Source organism: Phenylobacterium sp. (assembly GCF_041691455.1).
Classification (GTDB): domain Bacteria; phylum Pseudomonadota; class Alphaproteobacteria; order Caulobacterales; family Caulobacteraceae; genus Phenylobacterium.
Map to the genome: position 1 here is coordinate 363285 of NZ_JBEPUO010000001.1, position 24914 is coordinate 388198.

Below are 24914 nucleotides of genomic sequence, written 5' to 3' on the forward strand. Positions count from 1 at the left end.
GCCTATTCCGCCGCCAGGCCGATGTCGCCCACCAGGGTGCGGAGCGCCGCGGCGTGGGCGGCGAAGGCCTTGCGGCCCGCGCCGCTCAGCGCCAGCCAGGTGCGCTGGCGATGGTCGGAGGTGGCCTTGCGGACCGCGACGTAGCCCGCCTCCTCCAGCACCTTGATGTGCTTGGAGAGCACGGATTCGCTGACGTCGAGCAGCTCGCGCACCGTGGCGAAGTCGACCGTCTCGGCGGCCGCCAGCATCGCGCAGATCTGCAGCCGCAGCGGCGCGTGGATGACGGGGTCGAGCGCGGTCGGCATCAGGCCTCCACGCCCAGGTCGCGCCGATAGGCCTTTTCCCACAGGCGCCCCTTGATCGTCACCAGCCCGGCGATGACCGCCCCGCCGAGGGCGCAGATCCCGTGGACACCGGTCGTGCGGCTCACCCACACGCAGGCCAGGAACACCGCGACGAAGGTCACCGCGCCGCCGACCGCCACCCACCGCGTGCGGCCGGCGCGGTAGCCCGGGATCCACAGGCCGGTGTGCCGGCGATAGGCCGCGACCAGCAGGCCCATCGCCACCACGGCCAGCGCCTCGTACCCGAACACCCAGCCCGTGGGCAGCTCCTGCACCGCCAGCAGCCCCCCGGCCAGCACGCCGAGCGTCGGGTGATACCAGCCCGGCGCCTTCGCGCGCTCGGCCATCTGCCGGTTGGCGCTGGCGATCGCTTCAAGCGCATCCAGCCGCTCGCGTTCATTGATGTAGGACATCACGCACTCCTCACTTTCCAACACGGAAAGTAACGTCACTTTCCATGTCGTCAAGTGAATATCTTCCCCCGGTACGGGGGAAATGTCGCCAATGCCGAAGGCGGGCGACAATGGGGGAAGTAGTCTTCGACCTCCCCCATCGACCCTCCAGCCAAGAGGCTGTCGGGCCACTTCCCCCGTATCGGGGGAAGCTACGAGCGCGTGAGTTCGTCCAGGATCGTGAGTATGACGCCATTCATCTCGCGGAAGACGTCATCGGCCGAAACGCGCATCACACGCACGCCCTGGCTCTTCAGGAATGAATCGCGACGCGCGTCTCTTTGGGGATTGTCGCCCATGCTGTGCGCCTCGCCATCGACCTCGATCGCGAATCGTTTCGAAGGGCAATAGAAGTCGAGGATGTAGGGCGCAAAAGGATGCTGTCGTCGAAACTTGAAGCCGTCGAGCTTCTCGCCCTTCAGTTGTTCCCACAGCAGCCGTTCTGGAGGGGTCATATCCCGCCGTAGCTCTTGGGCGCGCTCGACCAACAAGGCGGGACGTTCATCGTCCAGCTCAGAAAATCCCTGAACCACCGCCAGCACCGCCTCGCCGTAGCGGGCGAGCTTGCCTTCACCGACGCCGTTGATGCGTTCGAGCGCGGCGCGGGATCCGGGCTTCACGCCGGCGATCTCGGCCAGCGTGCGGTCGTGGAAGATCACATAGGGCGGCACGTGCTGGCTCTTGGCCTGGCCGGAGCGCCAGGCGCGCAAGGCCTCGAACAGCGGCTGGTCAGCGGGCGACAGCGCCAGAGTGTCGCGCCCTTTGCGGGTCTTGCGGGCCGTCCGGGCGGGCGCTTCGGCGCGGGTCTGGATCGTCACCCGCCGCTCGCCCTTGAAGACCGCGCGCACCGCCTCGGCGTCGCCCACGCCCACCAGCGGGCGGCCGTCGTTGGGGTCCTCACGCAGCAGGCCCTCGAACAAGAGTTGCTCGACCAGGTCGCGCCAGGCGTTGGCTGACAGCTCCTGGCCGATGCCCCAGGTGGAGAGCGACGCCTCGTGGTCGCTGACGTCCTTGGTCTTGCCGAGCAGGTGGTCGACCAGCCGCCCGCGCCCGAACCGCCCGGCCAGGCGGTGGGCGGCCGACAGCGCCTTCTGGGCGGCCTCGGTGGCGTCGCTGGTGTCGATCCGGCCGGTGCAGACGTCGCACTGCCCGCAGACCTCGACCCCCTCTTCGCCGAAGTAGCGGCGCACCGTGGCCGCGCGGCAGCCGGTCCCGTCCAGCATGGCGTAGAGCTGGCGGACCTTCACCACCTGAGCCTGCTTGACGACGGGCTCCATCTCCCGCTCGCCGATGCGGCGCAGCGCCCAGCTCATGTCGGCCGCGCCATAGAGGGTGATGCCCTCGGCCAGGTCGCCGTCGCGGCCGGCGCGGCCGATCTCCTGCCAATAGGCCTCGATGGAGGCCGGCGGATCGGCGTGGATCACGAAGCGGACGTCGGGCTTGTCGACCCCCATGCCGAAGGCGATGGTCGCCACCATCACCGCCGCGTCGGCCTGCAGGAACTGCTCCAGCCGTTCGGTGCGGACCTGGCGGTCGAGGCCGGCGTGGTAGGCCAGGGCCGGGACGCCCGCGTCGCGCAGCGCCTGGGCGAGCTTCTCCGTCCCGTCGCGGGAGCCGGCGTAGACCACGCCAGAACGGTCGGGCCGGGCGGTGACCAGCTCCACCACCCGCTTGTGCGCCGCCCCGCGCTTGCGCTCGGCCGACAGCACCAGTTCGTGCCGCGCGAAACTGGCGACGAACTCCGGCGAGTCCTCCAGGCGCAGCTCGGCGCGGATGTCGTCCCGGGTCCGGGCGTCGGCCGTCGCCGTCACCGCCAAGCGGGGCACGTTGGGGAAGAGGTCGGCGAGCCGGCCCAGCATCCGGTACTCGGGCCGGAAGTCGTGGCCCCACTGGCTGACGCAGTGGGCCTCGTCGATGGCGATCAGCGCCAGCGGGATGCGGCCGAGCCGCTCCAGCATCCAAGGCTGTATCAACCCCTCGGGCGAGGTGTAGAGGATGTCGAGCTCGCCGGCCTCGATCCGCCGCCAGGTCTCGGCCTTCTCCTCCGGGTCGACGTTGGAATCGAGCCGCGCCGCGGCCACGCCCGACTGCTGCAGGCCCGCGACCTGGTCGGCCATCAGCGCGATCAGCGGCGAGACCACCAGGCCCAAGCCCGGCCGGATCAGCGCCGGGATCTGGTAGCAGACGCTCTTGCCGCCCCCGGTCGGCAGCACCGCCATGGCGCTCCGCCCGGCGAGAACCTCGGCGATGACGTCGCCTTGCATGCCGCGGAATTCCGCATGGCCAAACGTCCGCCGCAGGATTTCCCGGGCTTCGTGAAGGGGGTCGGGCGCGAGCTCGGCGACGGCGGCGGTCATGCCGCTCTTATGGGGGCGACTCAGTCCCGGCGCCAGCGCGTGATCTCAGCGCAGAGCCTGGAGCTGGGTGCGGTCCTGGATGCCGCGGACCGCCTTGAGCAGGCGCAGCGCCGAGGCGCCCGAAAGCGTATGCGGCTCGAAGGATTTCCGCTGCGAGAGGGTGTCGAGGATGGCCTCGTCCGCCGGCGTCATCCGCCGGGCGCACATGTTCCAGTCGCCGAAGCTGCGCGCCTCGACGGGCCCGGTTTGCAGGACGCTGGGTTCTGCATGCCGCGGGTCGTTGGAAATCCGGCCGTAGGTGGTCAGCACCGCGGTCGCCGGGCCTTCCAGCGCCTGTAGGAAATAGCCTTGGTGGATCAGCAGCAGCCCGGTCACCGAAGCCTCGCGGTTGTTGCGGATCGAGGCGCGGATGATCTTGCCCACCTCGTCGTCGATGTCCGCCGGATCGATCGCCTGACGGCTCGCGTAGATCAGCCGATGCAGGGTTTTCCGGCCGGAAATCTCAGTCATCGTCACGCTCCGCAACTGCAGGCGCAGATTGAGCGTAAGATGTTGAAACTCGTCTAATTTTTCGCGCTAAGTTGTGGCGTCTAGCCGACTTATGCTGGCCTTCTTCGCCCAGTGGCCGCCCATCACATTGGTGAAGATCTTCGGGCGGTCGGCCAGGGCGTCGGTCTCCAGCCACAGGCGCTTCAGGTGCCGGATCTTGCCCACCGCGCGGTCGTCCACATAGGCGCTGCGGCCGTGCAAGACGTGGTAATTGTTGATGAACTGCATGTCGCCGGGCTGGAAATCCATCAGCACCGAATAGTCGCCGCCCTCGGCCTGCTCCTGCATCCAAGTCAGCGCCTTGACGGCCTTCTTGGTCAGGCGAGGGGCGTCGGCGTGGCGTTGCGAGGCCAGGATGTAGGGGCGGATCAGGCGGATGAAGAGGCGCTCGCCGTGGCGTGTGAACACCGGCATCAGGTACCAGCCGCGCTTTCCGGGCGCCTGTTCGCCCCGATAGTCGAAGGGCTGGGGCTTGTAGAGCTCGGCCGCCAGGTCCGGCCGCTCGCGCACCAGGCGGTTATGCAGGGCGACCGAGTTGCAGACCGCCGAAAGCCCACCGGAGATCCCGGTCTGCAGGCACATCAGCCCGACCAGGTCGGAGCCGTCGCAGTGGAAGTCGAGGCCGACCAGCCCGATCTCGTTGCCGCGCGAGGTCGGGTCGTTCGCAGCCTTGCCGTGGTCGGTGACGTCGCCCAGCAGGTGGCCCTTGGCGTTCTGCGGCCAGGGCCGGCCCAGGTGCGCCCCGATCCCCCAATAGGCCATGCCCATCTCGTCGTTCGACCACCGCTCGCGCGGCAAGCCGCGGACCAGCACGAAGCCGCGCCCGTCCATCAGCTCGCGCTCGATGGCCTTCAGCCGCGGGCCAAGGGTCGGCAGCGGGAACTCCGCCTTGCCGATCTTCATGAAGTCGTCGGAGATCGAAAAGGCGTGCGCCACCGCCGCCTCCAGCTCGTCGATCTCGGCGGCGGAGAGGTGCTCGGTCCATTTCGTCGGATCGGCCACGTCGCTGGCCGTCCATTCGCAGGCGGTCTCCAGGACCTGCGGCGCGAACCGGGCGATGTCGTTCATGCGCGCCTCTCCTATTCCGCGGCCATGCGGGCCGGCGCGGCCTGCGCCCCGCGCAGCAGCCGGCCAGGCAGGGCGTCGGTGGGCTCGCCGTCGCGGTAGGTGACCTGTCCCGCGACGATGGTCGCCGTATAGCCCTCGGCCCGCTGGATCAGCCGCCGGCCGCCGGTCGGCAGGTCGTGGGCGACGCTCGGCGCCTTCAGCTTCAGGCGGCCGTAGTCGATGACGTTGAGGTCGGCGCGGTAGCCGGGCGCGATCAGGCCGCGGTCGAACAGCCCGACCGTCTCGGCCGTGTCGCGGCACTGGGCCTTGACCATGTGCTCGAGGCTGAGTTTCGGGCCCCGTGTGCGGTCCCGCGTCCAGTGGACGATGTTGGTGGTCGGGAAGCTGCCGTCGCAGATCATCCCCACATGCGCCCCGCCGTCCGACAGGCCGGGCACTACGCAGTCGTGCTGCAGCATCTGGTAGGCCGGATCGAGCGTGTTCTGGGCGTAGTTGAGGAGCGGCAGGTAAAGCATGCCGCGCCCACCGCCCCCTTCTTCGGTTTGGGGGCCGCCGTCCAGCATGTGGTCGAGCGCGACGGCGCGCGGATCGGCCCCTCGGGCCTCGGCGATGGCGGCGATGGAGGTCTCCGTCGTCGGCTCGTAGTCGGGGCTGTCGACGCCCATCGGGAAGATGCGCTCCCAGGCCCGGGCGGGCGACAGGCCGGGCGCGCGGCCGCTGTCGGGCTCGTCGGCCAGCAGGCGGGCGCGGAACTCCGGATCGCGCAGCCGCGCGATGCGCTCGCCAAAGGGTAAATTCGAGATCTCGCGATAGGTCGGATAGGTGCTGAAGGGGTTGGCGGTCAGCTCGAAGCCGAACAGCACGCCCACCGGCCGGGTCGCCACCTGGGCGCGGATCTGCAAGCCCGCGGCCTTGGCGGCCGACATCTGCTCCAGCATGAAACGCCATTGTTCCGGATCGCGAGGGCTCTGCAGCAGCGAGAACGAGAGTGGCCGGCCCGAGGCCTCGACGATCCGCCGCAGCATGGCGAATTCCTCGGCCGGGTCGTTGAAGTCGGAGACCACCTGCAAGACGCCCTTGCCGGCCCCGCCGTTGGCCGCCGCCATGCCCATGGCGATGCCGGTCAGCTCGTCCTCGCCGGCCGTCAGAGTGGCGATGGGCGAGCCGTCCGAGGACCGGTGATTGAGAGTCCGCGACGTGCCGAAGCCGATGGCGCCGGCCTCCATCGCCCGCTTGGCGATCGCCGCCATGGCGTGGATGTCGGCCTCGGTGGCCGGCTCGCGGTTGACCCCGCGCTCGCCCATGACGAACACCCGCAGCGCCGCGTGCGGCAGCTGGCTGCCGATGTCGACGTCGAAACGCCGCTTCGACAGGCTCTCCAGATAGTCCGGATAGCTCTCCCAGTTCCACGGCAGGCCCTCGGTCAGCACCGGGAAGGGGATGTCCTCGACCCCTTCCATCAGCCGGATCAGCCGGTCGTGGTCGTCGGGCCTGCAGGGCGCGAAGCCCACGCCGCAATTGCCCATGACGACGGTGGTCACCCCGTGCCAGGAGGAGGGCTGCATGCGCTCGTCCCAGGTGGCCTGGCCGTCATAGTGGGTGTGGATGTCGACGAAGCCCGGCGTCACCACCTGGCCGCGGGCGTCGATCTCCTCGGCGCCCGAACCGGCGATCTTGCCGACCGCGGCGATTTGCCCGTCCTTCACCGCCACGTCGGCCTCGAGGGCGGCTGAGCCCGTCCCGTCGACGACGCGGCCGCCCCGGATCACCAGGTCGTAGGCCTTTTCCATGGCGGGCTCCCTTGCGGCGCGGCGCGGCGTTCGCCGTCTGTCCGATGCAATTTGCCCCCTGACGTTGGGTATCGGTCAAGCGCCATCGCGTCAGGCCGGCCGGCGCTTACGAAGGATTCAGCACCTTTGTTCCCGGTGAATTAAGCCCAATAAGCTAAGCCATGAGCTCGCGCGAGATTGGTTGAGGGACCCATCGTGACGCTCAAGGCTACCTTGGCTGCGGCCATTGCGGCGCTCGTGGCCGGATCCGTGCTGCTCCTCGTGGGGCATGCCGGCCGGTCCGAGCCGAAGTCGCAGATCGACCAGATCGACGTCGGGCGCAGCTAGCCTTTGACGCCGCGCCGCGCCGTGGCCGGCGGGCCCGCGCACCCGGCCAACGGGGCCGACCCCGGAAGCGCGACCTCAGCCGCGAACGTATATTTCACATCGCTGTCGTCGTCCGAGCAGGGGCTGGCGTAGAGCTTGACCGTCATCGGCTGACCGTCCGGCAGGGTCGCGGTCCAGGAGGCCTCGCTCGGCTGGATGACCGCGCCCGGCGCCGTGGCGACGATGGTCGGCTGGCCCTCGCGGGTCAGCGTCAGCTGCACGCCACGGATCGTCAGGCCCCAGGACGGGTTCAGGCCCCGCGCATCCAGCGGCTGGTTGAAGTTCATCGCCACGTCCGGCGGCGGGCCCAGGCTCTTCGGCTCCTCCGCCTTGCCGCAGGCCGACAGCGCGAGGGCGGCAATCAGGATCAACCGGCGCATGCGCGAGTCCTTTGGGTTTGAGCGACGCAGGTTAGACTTAAACGCGATGAATCGGGCGCCCTTCTGCTTTTACGAGTTCTTTGCCGGCGGCGGCATGGCGAGATTGGGGCTGGGCGAGGCCTGGGACTGCGCCTTCGCCAACGATTTCGATCCGGGCAAGGCGGCCACCTACCGCGCCAATTTCCCCGACGCCGCGGCGCATTTCCACCAGGGCGACGTCTGGAAGCTCACGACCGCCGACCTGCCGGGCCGGGCCGATCTCGCCTGGGCCTCCAGCCCCTGCCAGGACTTCAGCCTGGCGGGCGCGCGGGCCGGCCTGGCGGGCGGCCGCTCCTCGGCCTTCTTCGGCTTCTGGCGGCTGATCGCGGGCCTGGACGCCGAGGGCCGCGCGCCGCGCGCCATCGTCATCGAGAACGTCGGCGGCCTTCTCACCTCGCACGGCGGGCGCGACTTCGCGGCCCTGGGCGAGGCGCTGGCGGGCCAGGGCTACAGTTTCGGCGCGCTCGAGGTCGACGCCGCGGCCTTCCTGCCGCAGTCGCGCCCCAGGGTCTTCGTGATCGCCACCCGCACGCCGCCCCCCGCCGGCCTGGTGGGCGCGAGCCCGTTCCACACCCGCGCCGTCCGGGCGGCCGCGGCCGGGCTGCCGAAGGCGCTGGCGGCCCGTTGGATCTGGTGGCGGACGCCGCGCCCCGCACCCCGCAACACCGACCTCGCCGCCCTGCTGGAGCCCGACAACGCGGTCGTCTGGCATAGTCCTGAGCGGACGGCGCGCTGGCTGGCGCTGATGGCGCCCCTGCACCGCTCGCGGCTGGAGGCGATCCGGGCCCGGGGCGAGCGGGCGGTGGGTGCGGTCTACCGGCGCATGCGGGTCGAGGCCGGCCAGCGCGTGCAGCGGGCCGAAGCGCGCTTCGACGGCCTGGCGGGCTGCCTGCGCACCCCGCGCGGCGGCTCCTCGCGGCAGGTGATCGTGGTGGTGGAGAACGGCCGGGTTCGGACCCGACTTCTGAGCCCCCGCGAGGCGGCGCGGCTGATGGGCCTGCCGGAGAGCTACAGCCTGCCCAAGGCCGCGACCACGGCCCTGCACGTGGCCGGCGACGGCGTGGCCGTGCCGGTCGTGCGCTGGCTGGCGCAGGAGATCCTGGAGCCGTTGCTGGGCGGCTCCGCCGCGATGGCCGCCGAGTAGCTGGCCGAGTAGCTCGCCCCCTTCCAATCCGTCCCGGAAGCCTTAGGTTCGCGCTCACAAGGGCAGCTAACCCCGCGCGAAAGGTCCGCTTCATGGACGCCACCCCCGACAAGGTCTACGACGCCGCCCGCTATCAGCGCGCCGGCCGGGGCAAGATCTTCGATTCCATCCTCGACACCATCGGCGACACCCCGCTCGTCCGCCTGCCGCGGCTGACCGCGGCGCTGAAGCCCAAGGGCGAGGTGGTCGCCAAGCTCGAGTTCTTCAACCCGATCGGCTCGGTCAAGGACCGCATCGGCGTGGCCATGGTCGAGTACCTGGAGGCCAAGGGCGTCCTGAAGCCCGGCGGCATGATCGTCGAGCCGACCAGCGGCAACACCGGCATCGCGCTGGCCTTCGTGGCCGCCGCCAAGGGCTACAGGCTGACCCTGGTCATGCCCGAGAGCATGTCCATGGAGCGGCGCAAGATGCTGCTGATCCTGGGCGCCAAGCTGGAGCTGACCCCGGCCGAGCGCGGCATGGCCGGCGCCGTGGCGCGCGCCAAGGAGATCGTCGAGGCGACCCCGGGCGCGGTGATGCCGCAGCAGTTCGACAATGTCGCCAATCCGCTGATCCACCGGGTCTCCACCGCCGAGGAAATCTGGAACGACACCGACGGCCGCGTGGACGCGGTGATCTCCGGCGTCGGAACCGGCGGCACCATCACCGGCGTCGGCCAGGTGCTGAAGGCCAGGAAACCCTCCGTGCGGATGATCGCCGTCGAGCCGGAAACCTCCGCCATCCTCTCCGGCGGTCCGCCCGGCCCGCACAAGATCCAGGGCATCGGCGCGGGCTTCGTCCCCTCGATCCTCGACCGCGGGGTGATCGACGAGGTGGTGCAGGTCTCCAACGACGACAGCTTCGCCATGGCCCGCCGGGTGGCCGCCGAGGAGGGCATCCCGGTCGGCATCTCCTCCGGCGCGGCCCTGACGGCGGCCTTCGACGTCGCCAGCCGCGACGACATGAAGGGCAAGCTGATCGTCACCATCATCCCGAGCTTCGCCGAACGCTACGTCTCCACCGCGCTCTTCGAAGGGCTGTGACCGACGTCTACCCGCCGGAGAAACGCTCGGCGGTGATGCGCCGGGTGAAGGGCAAGGACACCTCGCCCGAGCTCAAGGTCCGCAAGGCCCTGACGGCGCTGGGCGCCCGCTATCGGCTGCAGCGCGCCGACCTGCCGGGCAAGCCCGACATCGTGATGCCGGGCCGCCGCCTGGCGCTCTTCATCCACGGCTGCTTCTGGCACGGCCACGACTGCGCCCGCGGGGCCCGTGTGCCCAAGCAGAACCGCGACTACTGGGTCGGCAAGGTCGCCCGCAACCGCGCCCGCGACGAACGCAGCCGCGAGGCGCTTGCGGAACTCGGCTGGCATGTGGAAACAATCTGGGAATGCGACCTTAGGGATGCCTGCGCGTTGGAGTTGCGTCTCCGAGCCTTGCTGGCCGCCGAAAGGAGCCCCTCATGATGGCTGAACCGCCGTCCGCCCACATCGTCTCCGAAGCCGACAACGGCGCGGCCCTCCGGCTGGCTCGGGGCGAGGCGGTCACCGTCATCCTGGAGGAGCGCCCGACCACCGGTTTCCGCTGGAAGATCGCCCGCGCGCCGGTCTGCTGCGACATCAGCGACGACGCCTTCGAGGCCCCCGCCGCCGACGCGCCGCCGGGCGCGCCCGGCCGGCACAGCTGGCGGCTGAAGGCGACGAAACCCGGGTCCGGCCCGTTCGAGGTGCGCCTCGCGCCGCTCCCCGGCCGCGGCGGGAAGGTCGCCCGCAGCTTCACGGTCAACCTCACCGCCTCGGACTGAGGCGGCTCAGGCGCCGATCAGGCGGATCGTCCAGAAGTCGTCGGAGAGGTTCTCGTCCAGCAGGTAGCTGTAGGGCATACTGAAATAGCCCTGCATCCCCCAGCCAGTTCCCCAGGAGTTGCGCACGAAGAACCGCTGCTGGGCGTCGTCGTAGCCCACGGCCAGCACCGCGTGGCCGCCCAGCACCTTCTCGTTGGCCTTGGGCATCGGCACGATACCGCTCTTGGCGACATCGGCGCCTTCGAAGCTCTCATAGACCGTGAAGCCGAAGACGAACGGGAAGCCCGAGGCCAGGCACCCTTTCATCTGCTGCAGGGTCCGCGTCACCCGCGAATAGGAAACCGCGCGGGCGTGCAGCGCGTCCTTGAAGGCCTTGGCGGTCGGCTTCTGGGTGAACTTGCTGATGTTGTAGGGCCAGTCGGGCTCCGGGCAGACGCCGAGCGTCGCCACCGCCTTGATGCCGTCGCGGATCTGGGCGCCGGCGTCGGTCCCGACCGTGCCTTCGATCACCCGCTCGTTGTAGTAGATGAACAGGCGCGACGGCGCGAAGTCGGGCGCCATGCCCTGCTTCTTGCGCTCGAACTGGACAGCCCCGCCGATCGCGTTTCCGGTGCAACTGCCGAGCTGGCCCTGGTCGTAGACCGGCGGGCAGTTGGGTCGCAGGTCGGCCTTCACCGGCAGGACCGCCGCGCCCAGCATCGGGGCGGCGTAGAGGTGATCGCGGGCGTCCGGCAGGTCCGGCACCCAGCCGTATTTCGGGATCGTCCGTACGAAAAGCTCACCGTCGGCCATGGCCTCGCCTCCCTTTGCGTCCGGCGGAGACGTCGCAATGCAAAGCTGTGACTTACGCCCGCCCCGGACATCCCACAGTTGCATCGAACGATGTTATTGGCAAACCCTCTCGCCTGCGATGCGAACTGGGCGTCCGTCCGAGGCTTTTCCATGCTATTGACAAAAGAACTTTGAATTGCAAAGTATGTCCGGTGAGGCGCGCGGGCCGCCTCGGGGAGGATTTTGCATGGGCTGGGCACACGCAGCCGCGGTGGCCTTGATCGTCGCGGCGATAGCGGGCGGAGCCTCGGCGCAGGATCGCGGGCCGCCCGATCCGGCGGCGCTGCTGAAGGCCCAGAAGGCGGCCATGACGGCGCTCGACTGGACCCACGGCCGTTGGCAGGGCCCGGCCTGGAGCACCAACGCCGCCGGCCGTCACGAGATCATCCAGACCGAGCGGGTGGGGACCATGCTCGACGGCTCCCTGGTCGCCATAGAGGGCAAGAGCTTCGAGACCGACGGCAAGCCGGCGGCCTTCAACGCCTTCGGGATCATGTCCTACGATCCGGACCGCAAGGCCTTCGCCTTCCATTCCTACGCCCAGGGCCGCGCCGGGGAGTTCCCGCTGGAGGTCACGCCCGCCGGCTACGTCTGGACCATCGCCGCGGGGCCGTCGAAGATCCGCTACACCGCCACCCACACCGCCGACACCTGGCGCGAAGTGGGCGAGTTCGTCCGCCCCGACGGCGGCGTGACCCAGATCTTCGAGATGAACCTCCGGCGCGTCGGCGACACCGACTGGCCTATGGCCGGCCAGGCGAAGGGCCCGCAGAAGTAGAGGCTCAGGCCGCGACCGTCTCCTCCACCACGATCTCCGTCTTCACCGAATTGGCGATGAAACAGACCTGGTGGGCGGCGTGGTGCATGTGGTCGCGCTCGGCGGGCGTCGGCTGGCGGCCCTGGTAGCTGATCTGCGGATGCAGGGTGACCTTCGAGACCCACATCTCGCCGTCGTCGCGCTTGGTCATCACGCCCTCGGCGGCATCACGGTAGCGGGTGACCAGGAAGCCGGCCTCGCGGGCCACGTGCAGGAAGCTCAGCATGTGGCAGGTGTTGATGGCGCCCACGAGCATCTCCTCGGGATCGGCCGCGCCCGGGACCGACCACTTGTTGCCGACCACGTGCGGCGAGGCGGTGCCGGGGACTTCCAGGCCGGAGCCGAACACCAGCGAATGCCCGCGGCTGTAGCGGCCGTTCGGGAAATCGCCGCCGTCTTCCAGGCTCCACTCCGAGGTCGCGCGGTAGCTGGCCATCGGCCTTGTCTCCCTCTCAGAACGACTCCGCCGGCAGCGCCATCATCGTCTCCGCGCCGGTCTTCAGCTTGGCCAGGCGCCCCGTGGTCTCGGGCAGGACGCGGGCTATGTAGTAGCGGCCCACGGTGAGCTTCTCCTGGTAGAGCGGATCGCTCGCCCCGCCGGCGATCTTGGCGAGCGCGGTCTTGGCCATCAGGCTCCACATGTAGGCAAGCGCCACCAGGCCGAAAAGGTGCAGGTAGTCGGTGGAGGCGGCGCCGGCGTTGTCCGGGTTGGCGAGCCCGTTCTGCATCAGCCACAGGGTGGCCTCCTGCAGCTCGGCCTTGCCCTTGGCGAGGCCCGTGGTGAACGGCTTCAGGTCGGCGTCGGCCTCATTGGCCTCCACGAAGGCGTCGAGCTCGGCGAAGAAGCTCATCACGCCCCGCCCGCCGTCGGCGGCGAGCTTGCGGCCGACGAGGTCCAGCGCCTGGATGCCGTTGGTCCCCTCGTAGATCAGCGCGATGCGGCAATCGCGCAGGTACTGGCTGACCGGGAAATGCTCGGTGAAGCCCGACCCGCCGTGAACCTGCATGGCGTCGGAACAGACCTGGAAACCCCGGTCGGTGAGGAAGCCCTTCAGCACCGGGGTCATCAGCGCCATGTAGTCGTGGCCCTTCAGGCGCACGGCCTCGTCGGGGCTCGCCTCGGCGAGGTCGCCGTGCAGCGCGGTCCAGAACAGGAAGGCCCGGCCGCCCTCGATGATCGACTTGGCGTCCATCAGCATCCGGCGGATGTCCGGGTGGACGATGATCGGGTCGGCGGGACCGTCGGGGTTCTTGGGGCCCGTCAGGGAGCGGCCCTGCAGCCGGTCCTTGGCGAAGGCGGCGGCGGCCTGGTAGGCGGCCTCGGCCTGGGCGATCCCCTGCATGCCGACCCCCAGCCGGGCCTCGTTCATCATCACGAACATGATGGAGAGGCCCCGGTTCTCCTCGCCGATCAGCCAGCCGGTCGCCTCCTCGTGGCTGATCACGCAGGTGGCGTTGCCGTGGATGCCCATCTTCTCTTCCAGGCCCAGGCACTTCACCGAATTGCGCTCGCCGGGATTGCCGTCCTTGTCCGGAATGAACTTCGGCACGATGAACAGGCTGATGCCGCGGGTGCCCATCGGCGCGCCTTCGATCCGCGCCAGCACCAGGTGGACGATATTCTCCGTCAGGTCGTGCTCGCCGCTGGAAATCCAGATTTTTTGCCCCGAGATCCGGTAGGTCCCGTCGGCCTGCGGGACCGCCTTGGTGCGCAGCAGGCCGAGGTCCGTGCCGCACTGCGGCTCGGTCAGGTTCATGGTGCCGCCCCACTGGAAGGAGGCGAGTTTCGGCAGGTAGAGGTCCTTCTGCTCCTGGCTGCCGCCCACCTTGATCGCCGAATAGGCGCCGTGGGTCAGGCCGGGGTACATTGAGAACGCCATGTTCGCGGCCGAGCTCATCTCGGAGAAGGCGAGGTTCACCACGTGCGGCAGGCCCTGGCCGCCATAGGCCGGGTCGGCCCCCAGCGCCGGCCAGCCGCCCTCGACCAGCTTGGCGTAGGCCGCCTTGAAGCCCTTCGGCGTCGTGACCGTGAAGTCGGGGGACCAGTGGCAGCCCTCCTTGTCGCCGACGCTGTTCAGGGGCGCCAGCACCTCGCCGGTGAAGCGGCCCGCCTCCTCCAGGATCTGGTCGACGGTGTCCATGGACGCATCGGCGAAGGCCGGCAGGTTGGCGTAGCGCTCGAGTTCCAGGAGGTCGCGCAACAGGAAGGCGTAGTCGCGCACGGGCGGCTGGTAGGTCATGAGGTACTCCGGTCGCGAAGGCCCGGCGCGCGGGACTAGACCGCCGTACTACTTCGCGTCCGCATGTTCCACGCCGTCGAGCCTTCGACGCAACATCTGATCGTAGTCGGCGGCGCGCGGCAGCAGGTCGGGGCGGGTTTCGGCGAGGCGCTGCTCCATGGCCTCGCAGCCGGCTTTGAGGATGCGGATCTGGTCGTCGACGTCGATCTTCTGCTGTTCCAGCGCCACGATGCGTTCCTGGAACTTCCGCAGGCTCTTGGCCGCCTGCTGGGCGCCGCCGTCGTCGACTTCGTAGAGGTCGAGGATCTCGCCGATCTCGGCCAGCGCCAGCCCGACGCGCTTGCCCTGCAGGATCAGCTGCAGCCGGGCGCGGTCCTTGTAGGAATAGACCCGGTTTAACCCGTCGCGGGCGGGGCTGAGCAGGCCCTTGTCTTCATAGAAACGCAGCGCGCGCGGCGTGCATTTGAACTCCAGGCACAGCTGCCGGATCGTGAAGCTCCGGTTTGGGCGGCGTAGCTCCGTGGGCATGAGGAGTCCTCCCTGGATGCGATGTCTGCCCGGAAGGGTAAGGCTAACCTTCCGTTTACGTCAAGGTGATCGTTGATCACTCTACGTAACCCTAGCGCGGCGGCGGAGCCCGGCCGGTCGGCGCTTCGTCGCGCGGGAACGCCACGTCCTCGCCGGGACCCAGGCGGCCGTAGACGATCCATTGGAAGCCGCGCAGGGCCGGCGGGTGAACGCGGAAGATCGTCAGGCCGGCCTTCCTGTAGAGGCCGCGCACGAAGTCGCGGTCGTAGATCACCGCGTGGCTCGGGTCCTCGAGGCTGATGTACAGCGAGTGCTGGTAGTCGTGCATCATCGGCGCTTCGGCCTTGTCGAACATGAACCAGGTGGCGCGTAGCACCCCGCCCGGTTCGAGCACACGCCGGCACTCGTCGAAATAGAACCCCACGTCGCGCTCGACGATGTGGGTGAACACGGAGTGGGCGTTGACCAGCGAGAAGGTCTCCCGCGTCGGGATCGGCGCCTGGCGCCCCCGCGGATTGAACTTCGGATTGTGCGCGTTCATCCGCGCGAACCGGTAGTTCCGGTCCCAGGCGGTCAGGTGTTTCCGGCACCACTTGATCGACGGCGCATAGAGGTCGACGCCGAGGTAGCGCTCGGGCCGCGCCTCAGCCTGCAGCATCATCTGGCGCGCCACCCGTCCGCAGCCGCAGCCGAAGTCCAGCACGCTGCGATAATTCTCCGCTGGAACGTCGTCACCGAAGGTCAGCTTGCCGTGCGGGTTCTCGAACTCCGCGGTGCCCTCGTGGCCGACCGAGCGCCGCAGGTCGAGCGGCGGCATCGGCGGCTCGCCGGGCTGCGGGGCGGTGTCGCCCATCTCAGGCGCTGACCAGCTCGCCGGCCAGCGCGCGCTCGATCAGCGCGATCGTCCGTTCCACGCCGAAGATCGCCACGAAGGAGCCGAAGCGCGGGCCCTGGCTCTGGCCCAGCAGCACCTCGTAGAGCGCGGAGAACCAGCCGCGCAGGGGCTCGAAGCCGGCGTCCTTGCCCACCTCGAAGACCTCGTTCTGGATCGCCTCGGCGTCCGCTCCGGGCGGGAGTGACTTCAGCCGCGCGACCAGGGCCTCCATCGCGGCCCGCTCCCGCGCGTCCGGCGCCCGGAAGGTCTTCGCGGGCTTCACGAAGTCCTCGTAGTAGTTGATCGCATAGCCCGCGAGCTGGTCGAGCACCGGCTCGGTCTTCGGGCTGGCGCCGGGGATATAGCGCTCCAGGAATCCCCAGAGGATGTCCTTGGTCGAGGCGTCGGCCGCCGAGACCAGGTTCAGGAGCAGCGAGAAGCTAACCGGCGACCCGCGCTCCGGCGGCGCGCCGCGGTGGACGTGCCAGGCGGGGTTGTCGATGGCCGGCGCGTTGGCGCCGTCCGCCCGGGCGCGATTGTAGGCGTCGAGCTGCTGCAGATATTCGTCCGTCGCCTTGGGGATGACGTCAAAATAGAGCCGCTTCGCCGACTTCGGCGACTGGTACATGTAGTAGGCGAGGCTCTCCGGCGTGCCGTAGCGCAGCCACTCTTCCATGGTCAGGCCATTGCCCTTGGACTTGGAGATCTTCTGGTTGTTCTCGTCCATGAACAGCTCGAAGTGGAAGGCCTCCGGCGGCTCGCCGCCCAGCGCCTTCACGATCCGGTTCGAGACCCGGACACTGTCCACCAGGTCCTTGCCGGACATTTCGTAGTCGACCGAAAGCGCCGTCCAGCGGGCCGCCCAGTCAGGGCGCCACTGCAGCTTCACGTGCCCGCCGGTCACCGGGGTTTCGGTGATCGTCCCGTCCTCGTCGGCGAAGGTGATCGTGCCCTTCTCGACGTTGCGCTCGAGCGTCGCGGCCTGCAGCACCCGGCCGCTCTTGGGGCTGATCGGCAGGAAGGGCGAATAGGTGGCGCGCCGTTCCTCGCCCAGCGTCGGCAGCATGATCGCCTGCACGGCGTCGAAGCGTTCCAGGATGCGCAGCAGCACCGCGTCCAGCCGGCCGGACTTGTAGGTCTCGGTGGAGGACATGAAGGTGTAGTCGAAGCCGAAGCCGTCGAGGAAGGCGCGCAGGCGCGCGTTGTTGTGCGCGCCAAAGCTCTCGTGCTCGCCGAAGGGGTCGCGCACCGAGGTGACCGGCTTGTCGCGGTCCTCTTCCAGCATCGCCTTGTTGGGCACGTTGTCCGGGATCTTCCGGAAGCCGTCCATGTCGTCGGAGAAGACGATCAGCTGGGTCGGGATGGCGTCCTCGGTCAGCGCCCGGAACGCCGTCCTGACCATGGTCGGCCGCGCGGCCTCGCCGAAGGTGCCCATGTGCGGCAGGCCGGACGCGCCGTAGCCGCACTGGAATATCACCGGCCGGGCCAGCTCCGGCAGGGTCTGGACGGCCTCGGAGAACTTGCCCTGCGCGAACAGCGCCGCCGCCAGGTCCCGCTCGCCGTCCGAGAGGCGCAGCTTCAGGATCCGTTCGAGCAGCAGGCGCGCCTGTTCGAAGGGCCAGCTCTTCGCATCCCGAGCCTGGTGGGAAAGACCGTGCAACATGGGCTGGCGGTAGCGTCCCGGGCGGGTGGGCTCAAGCGGAGTTTTGCGCCGCCGTCACGAAGCTGGGCTATGCTTCGCCCATGATCAAACGCCACATCCCGCTCTTCGCCGCCCTCGGGGCCCTGCTGGCGCTCGGCGCCTGCGACAAGCCCGCGTCCAAGGCCGAGGCGCCCAGGACGCTGACCTTCTCCATCGTCTCCACCGAGGCGAGCCAGACCCAGATGCTGGAATGGGGTCCGTTCCTGAAGGACATGGAAAAGGCCACCGGCATGACGGTGAAGCCGTTCTTCGGCTCGAACTATTCCGCCCTCATCGAGGCGATGCGCTTCAAACAGGCCGACGTCGGCTGGTTCACCAACCAGTCGGGGCTCGAGGCCGTGCGCCGCGCCGGCGGCGAGGTCTTCGCCCGCACCACCCATCCCAACGGCAAGGACGGCTACCAGGGGGTGATCGTCGTCAAGAAGGGCTCGGGCGTGACGCTCGACAAGCTGCTGGCCTGCGGCAAGCGCTACGACTTCGGCATGGGCGACGCCAAGTCCACCTCCGGCACTCTGGCGCCCAACGCCTTCCTGTTCGGGCCGCGCGGCATCGATCCGCAGACCTGCTTCAAGACCGTCCGCTCGGCCAGCGCCGAGGCCAACCTCTATGCCGTGGGCTCCGGCGTCCTGCCCGCGGCCACCGACAACACCCGCTCGATGGACCGCCTGGCGGTGATCGGCACGCCGATGGCCAGGAAGACGATGGACAGCCTGCAGGTGATCTGGACCTCGCCGACCATCCCCGAGGACCCGATGATCTGGCGCGCCGACCTCGACCCGGCGGTGAAGGCCAGGATCTCGCGGTTCATCTTCAGCTACGGCGTCGGCGACACCGACGAGGCCAAGCGTCAGCGCGCGATCCTGGAGCGCATCCAGACCGGCCCCTTCAAACACGCCGACAACACCCACCTGCTGCCGGTGCGCGAGATGGAGGCCACCGGCCAGCTCGTCGCAGCCAAGGCGAAGAAGGATGCGGCCGGCGTCGCGAAGGCCCAGGCCTCGCTCGACCAGATCAGGACGGAAGAGGCGGCCCACCCTCAGAGCTGAGCAGGAAGTGGCCCCTGAGCGAGGCGAAGGGCTGGCTGCGGTCGTCCTGCCAGGCCTCGACGTGCACATTGGCGATGCGGCGGCCGACCTTGCGGAGATGGGCGCGGGCGTAGGAGGTCAGCGCCCGGCCGGGCCGCAGGTATTCGATGGTGATGTCGATGGTCTTGTGCACCCGCGCGGACGGCTGGGCGACCGACAGCTGGGCCAGCGCGGTCATCTCCAGGAACGCCCCGATCACCCCGCCGTGCAGGGCCTTGATGAAGGTGTTGCCCACCAGGTGCGGCGCGAACGGCAGGATGGCGGTCATCTCGTCACCGGCCAGCTCGGCGCGCATGCCGAGGAAGCGCACGTAGGGAACCCGTTGCAGGAAGGTCTCGAGCTGCTCGGCGGAAGGGTTCACGGCCGGGACGCTCACGGGCGCGGCCGGTTGAGCACGAAGGCCGCCTGGGCGGTGGCCACCAGGTCGCTGCGGTCGACGTCCCAGGCCTCGGCGCGGACGAAGCCGATGGTGCGGGTGAGCTTGTAGCAATGGGCTTCGGCGACGACGCCGGTGCGCGGCGCGGCGGGCCGCATGTAGTCGATGCGCAGGTCGAGCGTGGCGGTGGAGAAGGCTTCGGTCCCGGCCGCGGCGGCCATCGCCAGGCCGCAGGTATGGTCCAGCAGGCTGGTGACCACGCCGCCGGCGATCACCTGGGTGTCCGGGTCGCCGACCAGGTCTTCGCGCCAGGGCGCTTCGATCGATCCGCGGGCGGTCTCGACGGAGACCAGACGAAAGCCGAGGGCGGCGGCTTGGGGGACGGTGGTGGCCATGTGCTCGGCCATCTCTCGGACGACGTCAGGAACGGTGGTCATTCTCAAGCGGGTAGGGCCGAAGCCGCCCCGCGGTCAATTGCCCGATGTGGGCGCGCGGCGCGAGCCTAGTGGGCGAAGCTCGACACATAGGCGATCAGCACGGCCATCAGCGGGGTGGCGGCCATCGCGAAATTGGCGAAACCCAGGAAGGGGGAAGCGGCGTTCGACATGGTGTCCTCGTCGGTCTCGGGCGGGTGGGCGCCGGCTGGCGTCCTGACGAGGACCGATATATGCAACCGAACTCGCGAATACTTGTTAAGTCTTGGTCATGACGCCGATTTAACATGATGACGACTTGGTAAGGTTGCTAAATGAGGTCGTTCGCCTAGATGCCAGGGATGATCCGACCGCAGGACCTGCTCTGCCCGAGGCCCGAGGGGCTCTATTGCGCGCCCGGCGATTTCTACATCGACCCGGTGCGGCCGGTACCGCGCGCGGTGATCACCCACGGCCACGCCGACCACGCCCGCGCCGGCCACGGCGCGGTGCTGGCGACGCCCGAGACCCTGGACATCATGGGCGAGCGCTACGGCCTGGAGTTCGCCGGCTCGCGGCAGGCGGCGGCCTATGGCGAGGCGGTGCCGCGCGACGACGTCGAGGTGACCCTGGTCCCAGCCGGCCATGTGCTGGGTTCCGCCCAGGCCGTGGTCCGCTGGAAAGGCCTGACCATGGTGGTCTCCGGGGACTACAAGCGCCGCCGCGATCCGACCTGCCCGGCCTTCGAGCCGGTCCCCTGCGACGTCTTCATCTCCGAGGCCACCTTCGGACTGCCGGTGTTCCGCCACCCCAGCGACAAGGATGAGATCGCCCGCCTGCTGCGCTCGGTGGCCCAGTTCCCCGAGCGCAGCCACCTGGTCGGCGCCTATGCGCTGGGCAAGGCCCAGCGGATCATCCGCCTCCTGCGCGAGGCCGGTTGGGACCGCCCGATCTACGTCCATGGCGCCCTTGAGCGGCTGAACGCCCTCTATGAGCGCCACGGCATCGACCTTGGCCCGCTAGAGCCCGCCACTACCGGCAAGAAGCCCGACTTCGCGGGCCAGATCATCGTCGCCCCGCCGTCGGCCACCCAGGACCGCTGGAGCCGCCGCTTTCCCGACCCGGTCACCGCCTTCGCCTCCGGCTGGATGCAGGTCCGTGCGCGCGCCCGCCAGCGCGGCGTCGAACTGCCCCTGGTGATCTCCGACCACGCCGACTGGGACGAGCTCACCGGCACCGTCGACGAACTGCGCCCCGGCGAGCTCTGGATCACCCACGGGCGAGAAGAGGCGCTGGCGAGATGGGCGGAGATGCACGGCGTCCCGGCCCGGGCCCTGGCGCTGGTGGGCTATGAGGAAGAGGACGACGACTAGGTGCGCGCCTTCGCCGAACTCCTCGACCGGCTGTCGCTGACCGGGTCGCGCAACGCCAAGCTGACCCTGGTGCGCGACTACCTGCGCGAAACGCCGGACCCCGACCGCGGCTGGGCGCTCGCGGCGCTGACCGGCGAATTGAGTTTCGACGCGGCCAAGCCCGCCTTTATCCGCAAGGCGGTCGAAGAGCGCATGGATCCACAGCTCTTCTGGTGGTCCTACGACTATGTCGGCGACCTGGCCGAGACCGTGGCCCTGGTCTGGCCGGCCCGTCCCGGCGCCAACCGCGAGCCGGAGCTCTCGGAGGTGGTCGATGCGCTGCGCGGCGCCACGCGGGCGGAGGTGCAGGCGCTGATCGAGGGCTGGCTCGACGCCCTGCAGCCGACCGGCCGCTGGGCGCTCCTGAAGCTGATGACCGGGGGCTTGCGCGTCGGCCTGACCGCGCGCCTCGCCAAGCGCGCCGCGGCGGACATGTCCGCCTTTGGGGGCGCGGAGCCCGTGCCGGTCGCCGAGGTCGAGGAGCTGTGGCACGCGCTGCATCCGCCTTACGAGGACCTCTTCGCCTGGCTGGAGGGCCGCTCCGAACGCCCCTCCTCGGACAACCCCGGGCGCTTCCGCCCCGCCATGCTGGCCCAGGCGATCGACGAGGCCGTCGACTTCGCCAGGCTCGGCCCGGCCGACTACGCCGCTGAGTGGAAGTGGGACGGCATCCGCGTGCAGGCGGTGAACGAGGGCGGCGCGCGGCGGCTCTACACCCGTACCGGCGACGACATCTCGCGCACCTTCCCGGACGTCGTCGACGCGCTTTCCGCCGAGGGCGTCATCGACGGCGAACTGCTGGTCATGCGCGACGGCAAGGTCGCGAGCTTCGCCGACCTGCAGCAACGGCTGAACCGCAAGGCGGTCGACGCCAAGCTGCTGACGAAGTTCCCCGCCGCCATCCGAGCCTACGACATCCTGGCTGAAGGGGCTGAGGACACCCGGACCTTGTCCTTCGCCGAGCGCCGCAAGCGTCTGGAGGCCTTCGTGGCCAAGGAGGCGAGCCCGCGGATCGACCTGTCGCCGCTGCAGCCCTTCGCGAGCTGGGCCGAGCTCGCCGCGCTGCGCGCCGCCCCGCCCGCCGGCGACCCGCAGATCGCCGAGGGCCTGATGCTGAAGCGCTGGGACTCGGTCTACGAGGCCGGCCGTCCCAAGGGCCCGTGGTTCAAATGGAAGCGCGACCCGTTCCTGATCGACGCGGTGCTGATGTACGCCCAGCGCGGCCACGGCAAGCGCTCGAGCTTCTACTCCGACTACACCTTCGGGACGTGGACGCAGGATGAGGCCGGCAAGCGCATCCTGACGCCGGTCGGCAAGGCCTATTTCGGCTTTACCGACGAGGAGCTGAAGCAGATCGACAAATACGTCCGCGACAACACCCTCGAACGGTTCGGCCCCGTCCGCTCGGTCCGCGCCGAGCCGCACGCCGGCCTGGTCTTCGAGGTCGCCTTCGAGGGCCTGCAGCGCTCCACCCGCCACAAGTCCGGCGTCGCCATGCGTTTTCCGCGGATCAACCGCATCCGCTGGGACAAGCCGCCCGGCGAGGCCGACGACCTTACGACGCTGGAACGGATGCTGGAGCAGATGGAGGGGCGCTGAGGCTGCGCGTGATGCCCCGGCCGAGTGTGTGACAACTCAGGCCGGGGCGCTATCTCTGGCCGGCGACTGGAGAGAGCCGGCCATCGAAGTCTACGCGAGCACGCGTCACGCGCGGCCCGGGGTGGCCTTGCATGACACCTCAACCGTAGCATCGACGGGCGGCGCAGACAAATGGGCATGCAAACGGACACGGCGCGGCCCTTGACGCTCTCCTTCGTCAGGGCCGCGCTCGGCCGGATACGGCGCGCGAGTTGGGCTCAGGAAACGCGCCATATCGCCGTTGACCTTTAGAGCCGTGTAAGCCCGCGGGTCACGGCAATGACGTCCCAGCGCCGCGGAGTCCCTAGGTCGCCGCGAAAAAAACCTTCAATAGGCGGCGAAAAGGGTGACGCCGAGCGTCGTCGGCCTCTGCGGGGTGATCTGGCGCGCCTGGGTCGGGTTGAACTGGTTGCCGAAGGCGAAGGTGTCGCTGAAGGCGTTGGTCGGGTTGGTCACGAAGACCTGGAATCCCATCGACTTGCGGTGCATCTCGACCAGCAGCTTGGTTCGGACATAGCCGCCCATTTCCGGGAACAGCGTGTCGAAGGTCACCCGGGATTTGCCGACATAGGCGGTCTCGCCCGCCACCCGCAGGCGCCAGCCCCCCGGGACCGCCCGCTCATAGCTGACCAGCCCGCCGCCGGAGAACGGCGGGGCGTTCGGCAGGCCGTTGATCAGCACCGACAGGAAGTTGATGTTCGGGTTCGAGGTCTGCGTCTCGGTGTAGCGCCCGTTCAGCTCGAAACTCAGGCCGTTGTCGGCGCGGTAGGCGATTTCCGTCTCCACGCCCCGCACCGTCGCGTCGCCGGCGTTGGTCGTGTAGGGCAGGCCGGATTCGCGATACTGGTCGGTCTGGATGTCGGTCCACTTGTCGTAATAGATCGCCGAATTCACCGACAGCCGGCGGTCGAACGCCTGCAGCTTCAGCCCGATCTCGTAGTTGCGCAGCCGGTCCGGCGCATAGGTCGCCTGGGCCTCGGGCAGGGGCGTCGTGCCCCCGGAGTTGAAGCCGCCCGCCCGATAGCCTTCGGAATAGACCGCGTAGAGCAGGTCGCCGCCGACGAAGGTGTGCTGCAGCGAGATCTTCGGCGTGAAGCCGTTGAACCGCCCCGAACGGTCGAGCTCCCGCGGCCTGAAGTTCTCGCTCTCGGATTCGACGAGCGAGCGGGTGTGGGTGAGGATCGAGAAGACCCGGCCGCCGACGGCGAGCGTCCAGTCGGGCGCGAAGGTCCAGGACGCCTCGCCATAGGCCGCGCCCTCGTCGATCCGGTCGTGCCGATTGTCGCTGTACGCGACCTTGTTCGTCCCCGTGACGAGGTGCGCCAGGAAGTCGCTCGGCGAGTGCTCGGTGGTGCTCGAACCATAGACGCCGGCGAGCCACTGGAAGCGGCCGGTGCCGCGCGACGTCAGGTACAGGTCTTCCACCAGCATGGTGGTGGTGGTGTGCTCGACATAGGCCGAGGAGAGCGCGCCGGTGGTGAAGAGGTTCTGCGACGCCGTCGCGTCATAGAGGCTGCCGTAGGCGTGCTCGACGACGCCGGTCGACGAGGTGAGTTCGCCCCAGCTCCAGGAGCGCCGGACCTGCGCGCTCCACAGGGTGATGTCGTTGGTATGCGGCTCGGCGATCCGGGTGTCCCGCGTCAGGCCCGAACCGGCGGTCGTATATTGCGTGTCGTCCGACCTCAGGTGCTGGTCGGCGGCGGTCATCAGGACCGTCCAGTCGTCGCGGGGCTCGAACAGGACGGACAGCCGCGCGCCCTTGCGCTCGGTGCGGTTGACGTCGTCCTTGCCCAGCCGGACGTTGTCGAGATAGCCGCCGTCAATCTGGTCGTAGGCGGCCAGGCGCACGCCGATCAGGTCGCTCCTGATCGGCAGGTTGACGTAGCCTTCGATGGCCCCGCTGGGGGTGCCATGGTCGGTGACCGCCGCGGTGATGGCGCCCTCGGCCGAGACCTCGTGCAGGTTCGGCTTGTTCGAGATGATCCGGTAGACGCCGCTCAGGAAGCCGGCGCCGTAGAGCGCGCTCTGCGGGCCGCGCGCAATCTCCACCCGCTGCACATCCACCAGCCGCAGGTCCGGGTCCGGGGCGTTGTAGTTGAGCGGGATGTCGTCGAGGTAGGTGGCCACCGTGGAGCGGGCGCGTCCGGTGTAGGCGCCATCCGACAGGCCGCGCAGCAAGAGCTTGTCGCGCGCGGGCCCAAGGTTCGTGGACAGCATGCTCATCCGCGCCGCGCCCTCGGCCGCGTCGCTCGCGCCGGTCGGATAGAGGTCGGCGCCGCTCACCGCGGTGATCGGCACGGCGAGCTGCCGGGGATCGCGCACCCGCTTGGTGGCGGTCACCAGGAGCTCCGAAACCGAGGGCGGCGGGGCCGGAGGTCTGGCGGCCGGGGGCGCGGCGGCCGAGACCTGGATGGTGTTGGGCGCGATTTCCTTCCAGGCGCAGTTGGTGCCCGCCAGCAGCCGGTTCAGCGCCTGTTCGACGGTCAGCGACGCCGAAAGGGCCTCCCGGGAGTAGCCGCTGCAGGCCGCGGCGCCGACCAAGGTGACATTGGCCTGTTGCGCCAGGTCGAGCAGCGCCTCGGAATAGGGCTTGGCCTCGATGTGGAAACGCACAAGCGCGGGCGCGGCCGCGGCCGTTCCCGCACAGCTCGCCGCTGCCGCGACAAG

26 protein-coding genes and 1 pseudogene are annotated in these 24914 nt (G+C 69.4%); 9 read left to right on the forward strand and 18 right to left on the reverse strand.

The window, feature by feature from the left end; all coding sequences use genetic code 11:
* Nucleotides 1-2: 2 nt before the first annotated feature.
* The 7 genes and pseudogenes from ACESMY_RS01925 to ACESMY_RS01955 form a co-directional block, all read right to left on the reverse strand.
* Nucleotides 3-305 carry a transcriptional regulator gene (locus tag ACESMY_RS01925; RefSeq protein WP_372781613.1) on the reverse strand — a complete coding sequence of 101 codons (303 nt, stop codon included), beginning with the start codon at nt 303-305 and terminating at the stop codon, nt 3-5.
* On the reverse strand, nt 305-757 hold the full coding sequence (locus ACESMY_RS01930) for a hypothetical protein (protein WP_372781615.1): 453 nt from the start codon (nt 755-757) through the stop codon (nt 305-307). The genes ACESMY_RS01925 and ACESMY_RS01930 overlap by 1 nt, the downstream gene beginning before the upstream one ends.
* A 191-nt stretch (nt 758-948) precedes the next feature.
* Nucleotides 949-1251 (reverse strand): endonuclease domain-containing protein, encoded by a 303-nt coding sequence (locus tag ACESMY_RS01935; protein ID WP_372782282.1) that lies wholly within the window; start codon nt 1249-1251, stop codon nt 949-951.
* A 69-nt stretch (nt 1252-1320) separates the two neighbouring features.
* A pseudogene (gene recQ, locus ACESMY_RS01940) lies at nt 1321-3153 on the reverse strand (DNA helicase RecQ); the annotation flags it as partial.
* A 45-nt stretch (nt 3154-3198) separates the two neighbouring features.
* Nucleotides 3199-3663 (reverse strand): BLUF domain-containing protein, encoded by a 465-nt coding sequence (locus ACESMY_RS01945; RefSeq protein ID WP_372781617.1) that lies wholly within the window; start codon nt 3661-3663, stop codon nt 3199-3201.
* A gap of 66 nt (nt 3664-3729) precedes the next feature.
* Nucleotides 3730-4770, reverse strand: a complete 1041-nt coding sequence (locus ACESMY_RS01950; RefSeq protein WP_372781619.1) for a TauD/TfdA family dioxygenase — start codon at nt 4768-4770, stop codon at nt 3730-3732.
* 11 nt (nt 4771-4781) lie between these two features.
* Nucleotides 4782-6560 carry an amidohydrolase family protein gene (locus tag ACESMY_RS01955; RefSeq protein ID WP_372781621.1) on the reverse strand — a complete coding sequence of 593 codons (1779 nt, stop codon included), beginning with the start codon at nt 6558-6560 and terminating at the stop codon, nt 4782-4784.
* Between the two features lie 177 nt (nt 6561-6737).
* Between ACESMY_RS01955 and ACESMY_RS01960 the strand changes: the two genes are divergently transcribed.
* The gene (locus ACESMY_RS01960; protein WP_372781623.1) at nt 6738-6887 is read left to right on the forward strand and encodes a hypothetical protein; all 150 of its coding nucleotides are present in this window, start codon (nt 6738-6740) and stop codon (nt 6885-6887) included.
* On the opposite strand, the gene ACESMY_RS01965 is transcribed toward ACESMY_RS01960, so the two are convergent.
* A complete protein-coding gene (locus tag ACESMY_RS01965; protein ID WP_372781625.1) occupies nt 6884-7306 on the reverse strand; it encodes a hypothetical protein in 423 nt (140 codons plus the stop codon). The two genes, ACESMY_RS01960 and ACESMY_RS01965, sit on opposite strands and share 4 nt — an antisense overlap.
* Nucleotides 7307-7352: 46 nt before the next feature.
* Between ACESMY_RS01965 and ACESMY_RS01970 the strand changes: the two genes are divergently transcribed.
* The 4 genes from ACESMY_RS01970 (at nt 7353) to ACESMY_RS01985 (ending at nt 10331) form a co-directional block, all read left to right on the forward strand.
* The gene (locus tag ACESMY_RS01970) at nt 7353-8489 is read left to right on the forward strand and encodes a DNA cytosine methyltransferase (RefSeq protein ID WP_372781627.1); all 1137 of its coding nucleotides are present in this window, start codon (nt 7353-7355) and stop codon (nt 8487-8489) included.
* Between the two features lie 92 nt (nt 8490-8581).
* On the forward strand, nt 8582-9571 hold the full coding sequence (cysK, locus tag ACESMY_RS01975) for a cysteine synthase A (RefSeq protein WP_372781629.1): 990 nt from the start codon (nt 8582-8584) through the stop codon (nt 9569-9571).
* Nucleotides 9568-9993 (forward strand): very short patch repair endonuclease, encoded by a 426-nt coding sequence (locus ACESMY_RS01980; protein ID WP_372781631.1) that lies wholly within the window; start codon nt 9568-9570, stop codon nt 9991-9993. The genes cysK and ACESMY_RS01980 overlap by 4 nt, the downstream gene beginning before the upstream one ends.
* Nucleotides 9993-10331, forward strand: a complete 339-nt coding sequence (locus ACESMY_RS01985) for a protease inhibitor I42 family protein (protein ID WP_372781633.1) — start codon at nt 9993-9995, stop codon at nt 10329-10331. The genes ACESMY_RS01980 and ACESMY_RS01985 overlap by 1 nt, the downstream gene beginning before the upstream one ends.
* A 6-nt stretch (nt 10332-10337) precedes the next feature.
* Here ACESMY_RS01985 and ACESMY_RS01990 read toward each other — a convergent pair whose 3' ends face one another.
* On the reverse strand, nt 10338-11123 hold the full coding sequence (locus ACESMY_RS01990; RefSeq protein ID WP_372781635.1) for a C1 family peptidase: 786 nt from the start codon (nt 11121-11123) through the stop codon (nt 10338-10340).
* Between the two features lie 226 nt (nt 11124-11349).
* On the opposite strand from ACESMY_RS01990, the gene ACESMY_RS01995 reads away from it, so the two are divergent.
* Nucleotides 11350-11940 carry a DUF1579 domain-containing protein gene (locus tag ACESMY_RS01995; protein ID WP_372781637.1) on the forward strand — a complete coding sequence of 197 codons (591 nt, stop codon included), beginning with the start codon at nt 11350-11352 and terminating at the stop codon, nt 11938-11940.
* A 4-nt stretch (nt 11941-11944) separates the two neighbouring features.
* On the opposite strand, the gene ACESMY_RS02000 is transcribed toward ACESMY_RS01995, so the two are convergent.
* The 5 genes from ACESMY_RS02000 to ACESMY_RS02020 all read right to left on the reverse strand — a co-directional run bounded on the left by ACESMY_RS02000 (nt 11945) and on the right by ACESMY_RS02020 (nt 17284).
* The gene (locus ACESMY_RS02000) at nt 11945-12415 is read right to left on the reverse strand and encodes an OsmC family protein (RefSeq protein ID WP_372781639.1); all 471 of its coding nucleotides are present in this window, start codon (nt 12413-12415) and stop codon (nt 11945-11947) included.
* 16 nt (nt 12416-12431) lie between these two features.
* Nucleotides 12432-14219, reverse strand: a complete 1788-nt coding sequence (locus ACESMY_RS02005) for an acyl-CoA dehydrogenase C-terminal domain-containing protein (protein ID WP_372781641.1) — start codon at nt 14217-14219, stop codon at nt 12432-12434.
* A gap of 48 nt (nt 14220-14267) precedes the next feature.
* The gene (locus ACESMY_RS02010) at nt 14268-14747 is read right to left on the reverse strand and encodes a MerR family DNA-binding transcriptional regulator (RefSeq protein WP_372781643.1); all 480 of its coding nucleotides are present in this window, start codon (nt 14745-14747) and stop codon (nt 14268-14270) included.
* A gap of 91 nt (nt 14748-14838) precedes the next feature.
* Nucleotides 14839-15600, reverse strand: coding sequence for a class I SAM-dependent methyltransferase (locus ACESMY_RS02015; RefSeq protein ID WP_372781645.1), 762 nt, complete (start codon nt 15598-15600; stop codon nt 14839-14841).
* Nucleotide 15601: 1 nt separating this feature from the next.
* On the reverse strand, nt 15602-17284 hold the full coding sequence (locus ACESMY_RS02020) for a lysine--tRNA ligase (RefSeq protein ID WP_372781647.1): 1683 nt from the start codon (nt 17282-17284) through the stop codon (nt 15602-15604).
* 80 nt (nt 17285-17364) lie between these two features.
* Here ACESMY_RS02020 and phnD point away from each other — a divergent pair, with 80 nt between their 5' ends.
* The gene (gene phnD / locus ACESMY_RS02025) at nt 17365-18369 is read left to right on the forward strand and encodes a phosphate/phosphite/phosphonate ABC transporter substrate-binding protein (protein WP_372781649.1); all 1005 of its coding nucleotides are present in this window, start codon (nt 17365-17367) and stop codon (nt 18367-18369) included.
* On the opposite strand, the gene ACESMY_RS02030 is transcribed toward phnD, so the two are convergent.
* The 3 genes from ACESMY_RS02030 to ACESMY_RS02040 form a co-directional block, all read right to left on the reverse strand.
* Complete coding sequence (locus ACESMY_RS02030; RefSeq protein WP_372781651.1) at nt 18335-18769, reverse strand: PaaI family thioesterase; 435 nt, start codon at nt 18767-18769, stop codon at nt 18335-18337. The genes phnD and ACESMY_RS02030 overlap by 35 nt on opposite strands.
* Nucleotides 18770-18780: 11 nt before the next feature.
* Entirely contained in the window at nt 18781-19221 is a 441-nt protein-coding gene (locus ACESMY_RS02035; protein ID WP_372781652.1) for a PaaI family thioesterase, read from the reverse strand.
* Between the two features lie 65 nt (nt 19222-19286).
* Nucleotides 19287-19457: a hypothetical protein gene (locus tag ACESMY_RS02040; RefSeq protein ID WP_372781654.1), complete on the reverse strand. Its 171-nt coding sequence runs from the start codon at nt 19455-19457 to the stop codon at nt 19287-19289.
* Nucleotides 19458-19550: 93 nt separating this feature from the next.
* On the opposite strand from ACESMY_RS02040, the gene ACESMY_RS02045 reads away from it, so the two are divergent.
* Nucleotides 19551-20570: a ligase-associated DNA damage response exonuclease gene (locus tag ACESMY_RS02045; protein WP_372781655.1), complete on the forward strand. Its 1020-nt coding sequence runs from the start codon at nt 19551-19553 to the stop codon at nt 20568-20570.
* Complete coding sequence (locus ACESMY_RS02050; RefSeq protein ID WP_372781657.1) at nt 20571-22208, forward strand: cisplatin damage response ATP-dependent DNA ligase; 1638 nt, start codon at nt 20571-20573, stop codon at nt 22206-22208.
* Between the two features lie 366 nt (nt 22209-22574).
* Here the strand turns inward: ACESMY_RS02050 and ACESMY_RS02055 are convergent, their stop codons facing one another.
* Complete coding sequence (locus tag ACESMY_RS02055) at nt 22575-24860, reverse strand: TonB-dependent receptor domain-containing protein (protein WP_372781659.1); 2286 nt, start codon at nt 24858-24860, stop codon at nt 22575-22577.
* Nucleotides 24861-24914: the final 54 nt, after the last annotated feature.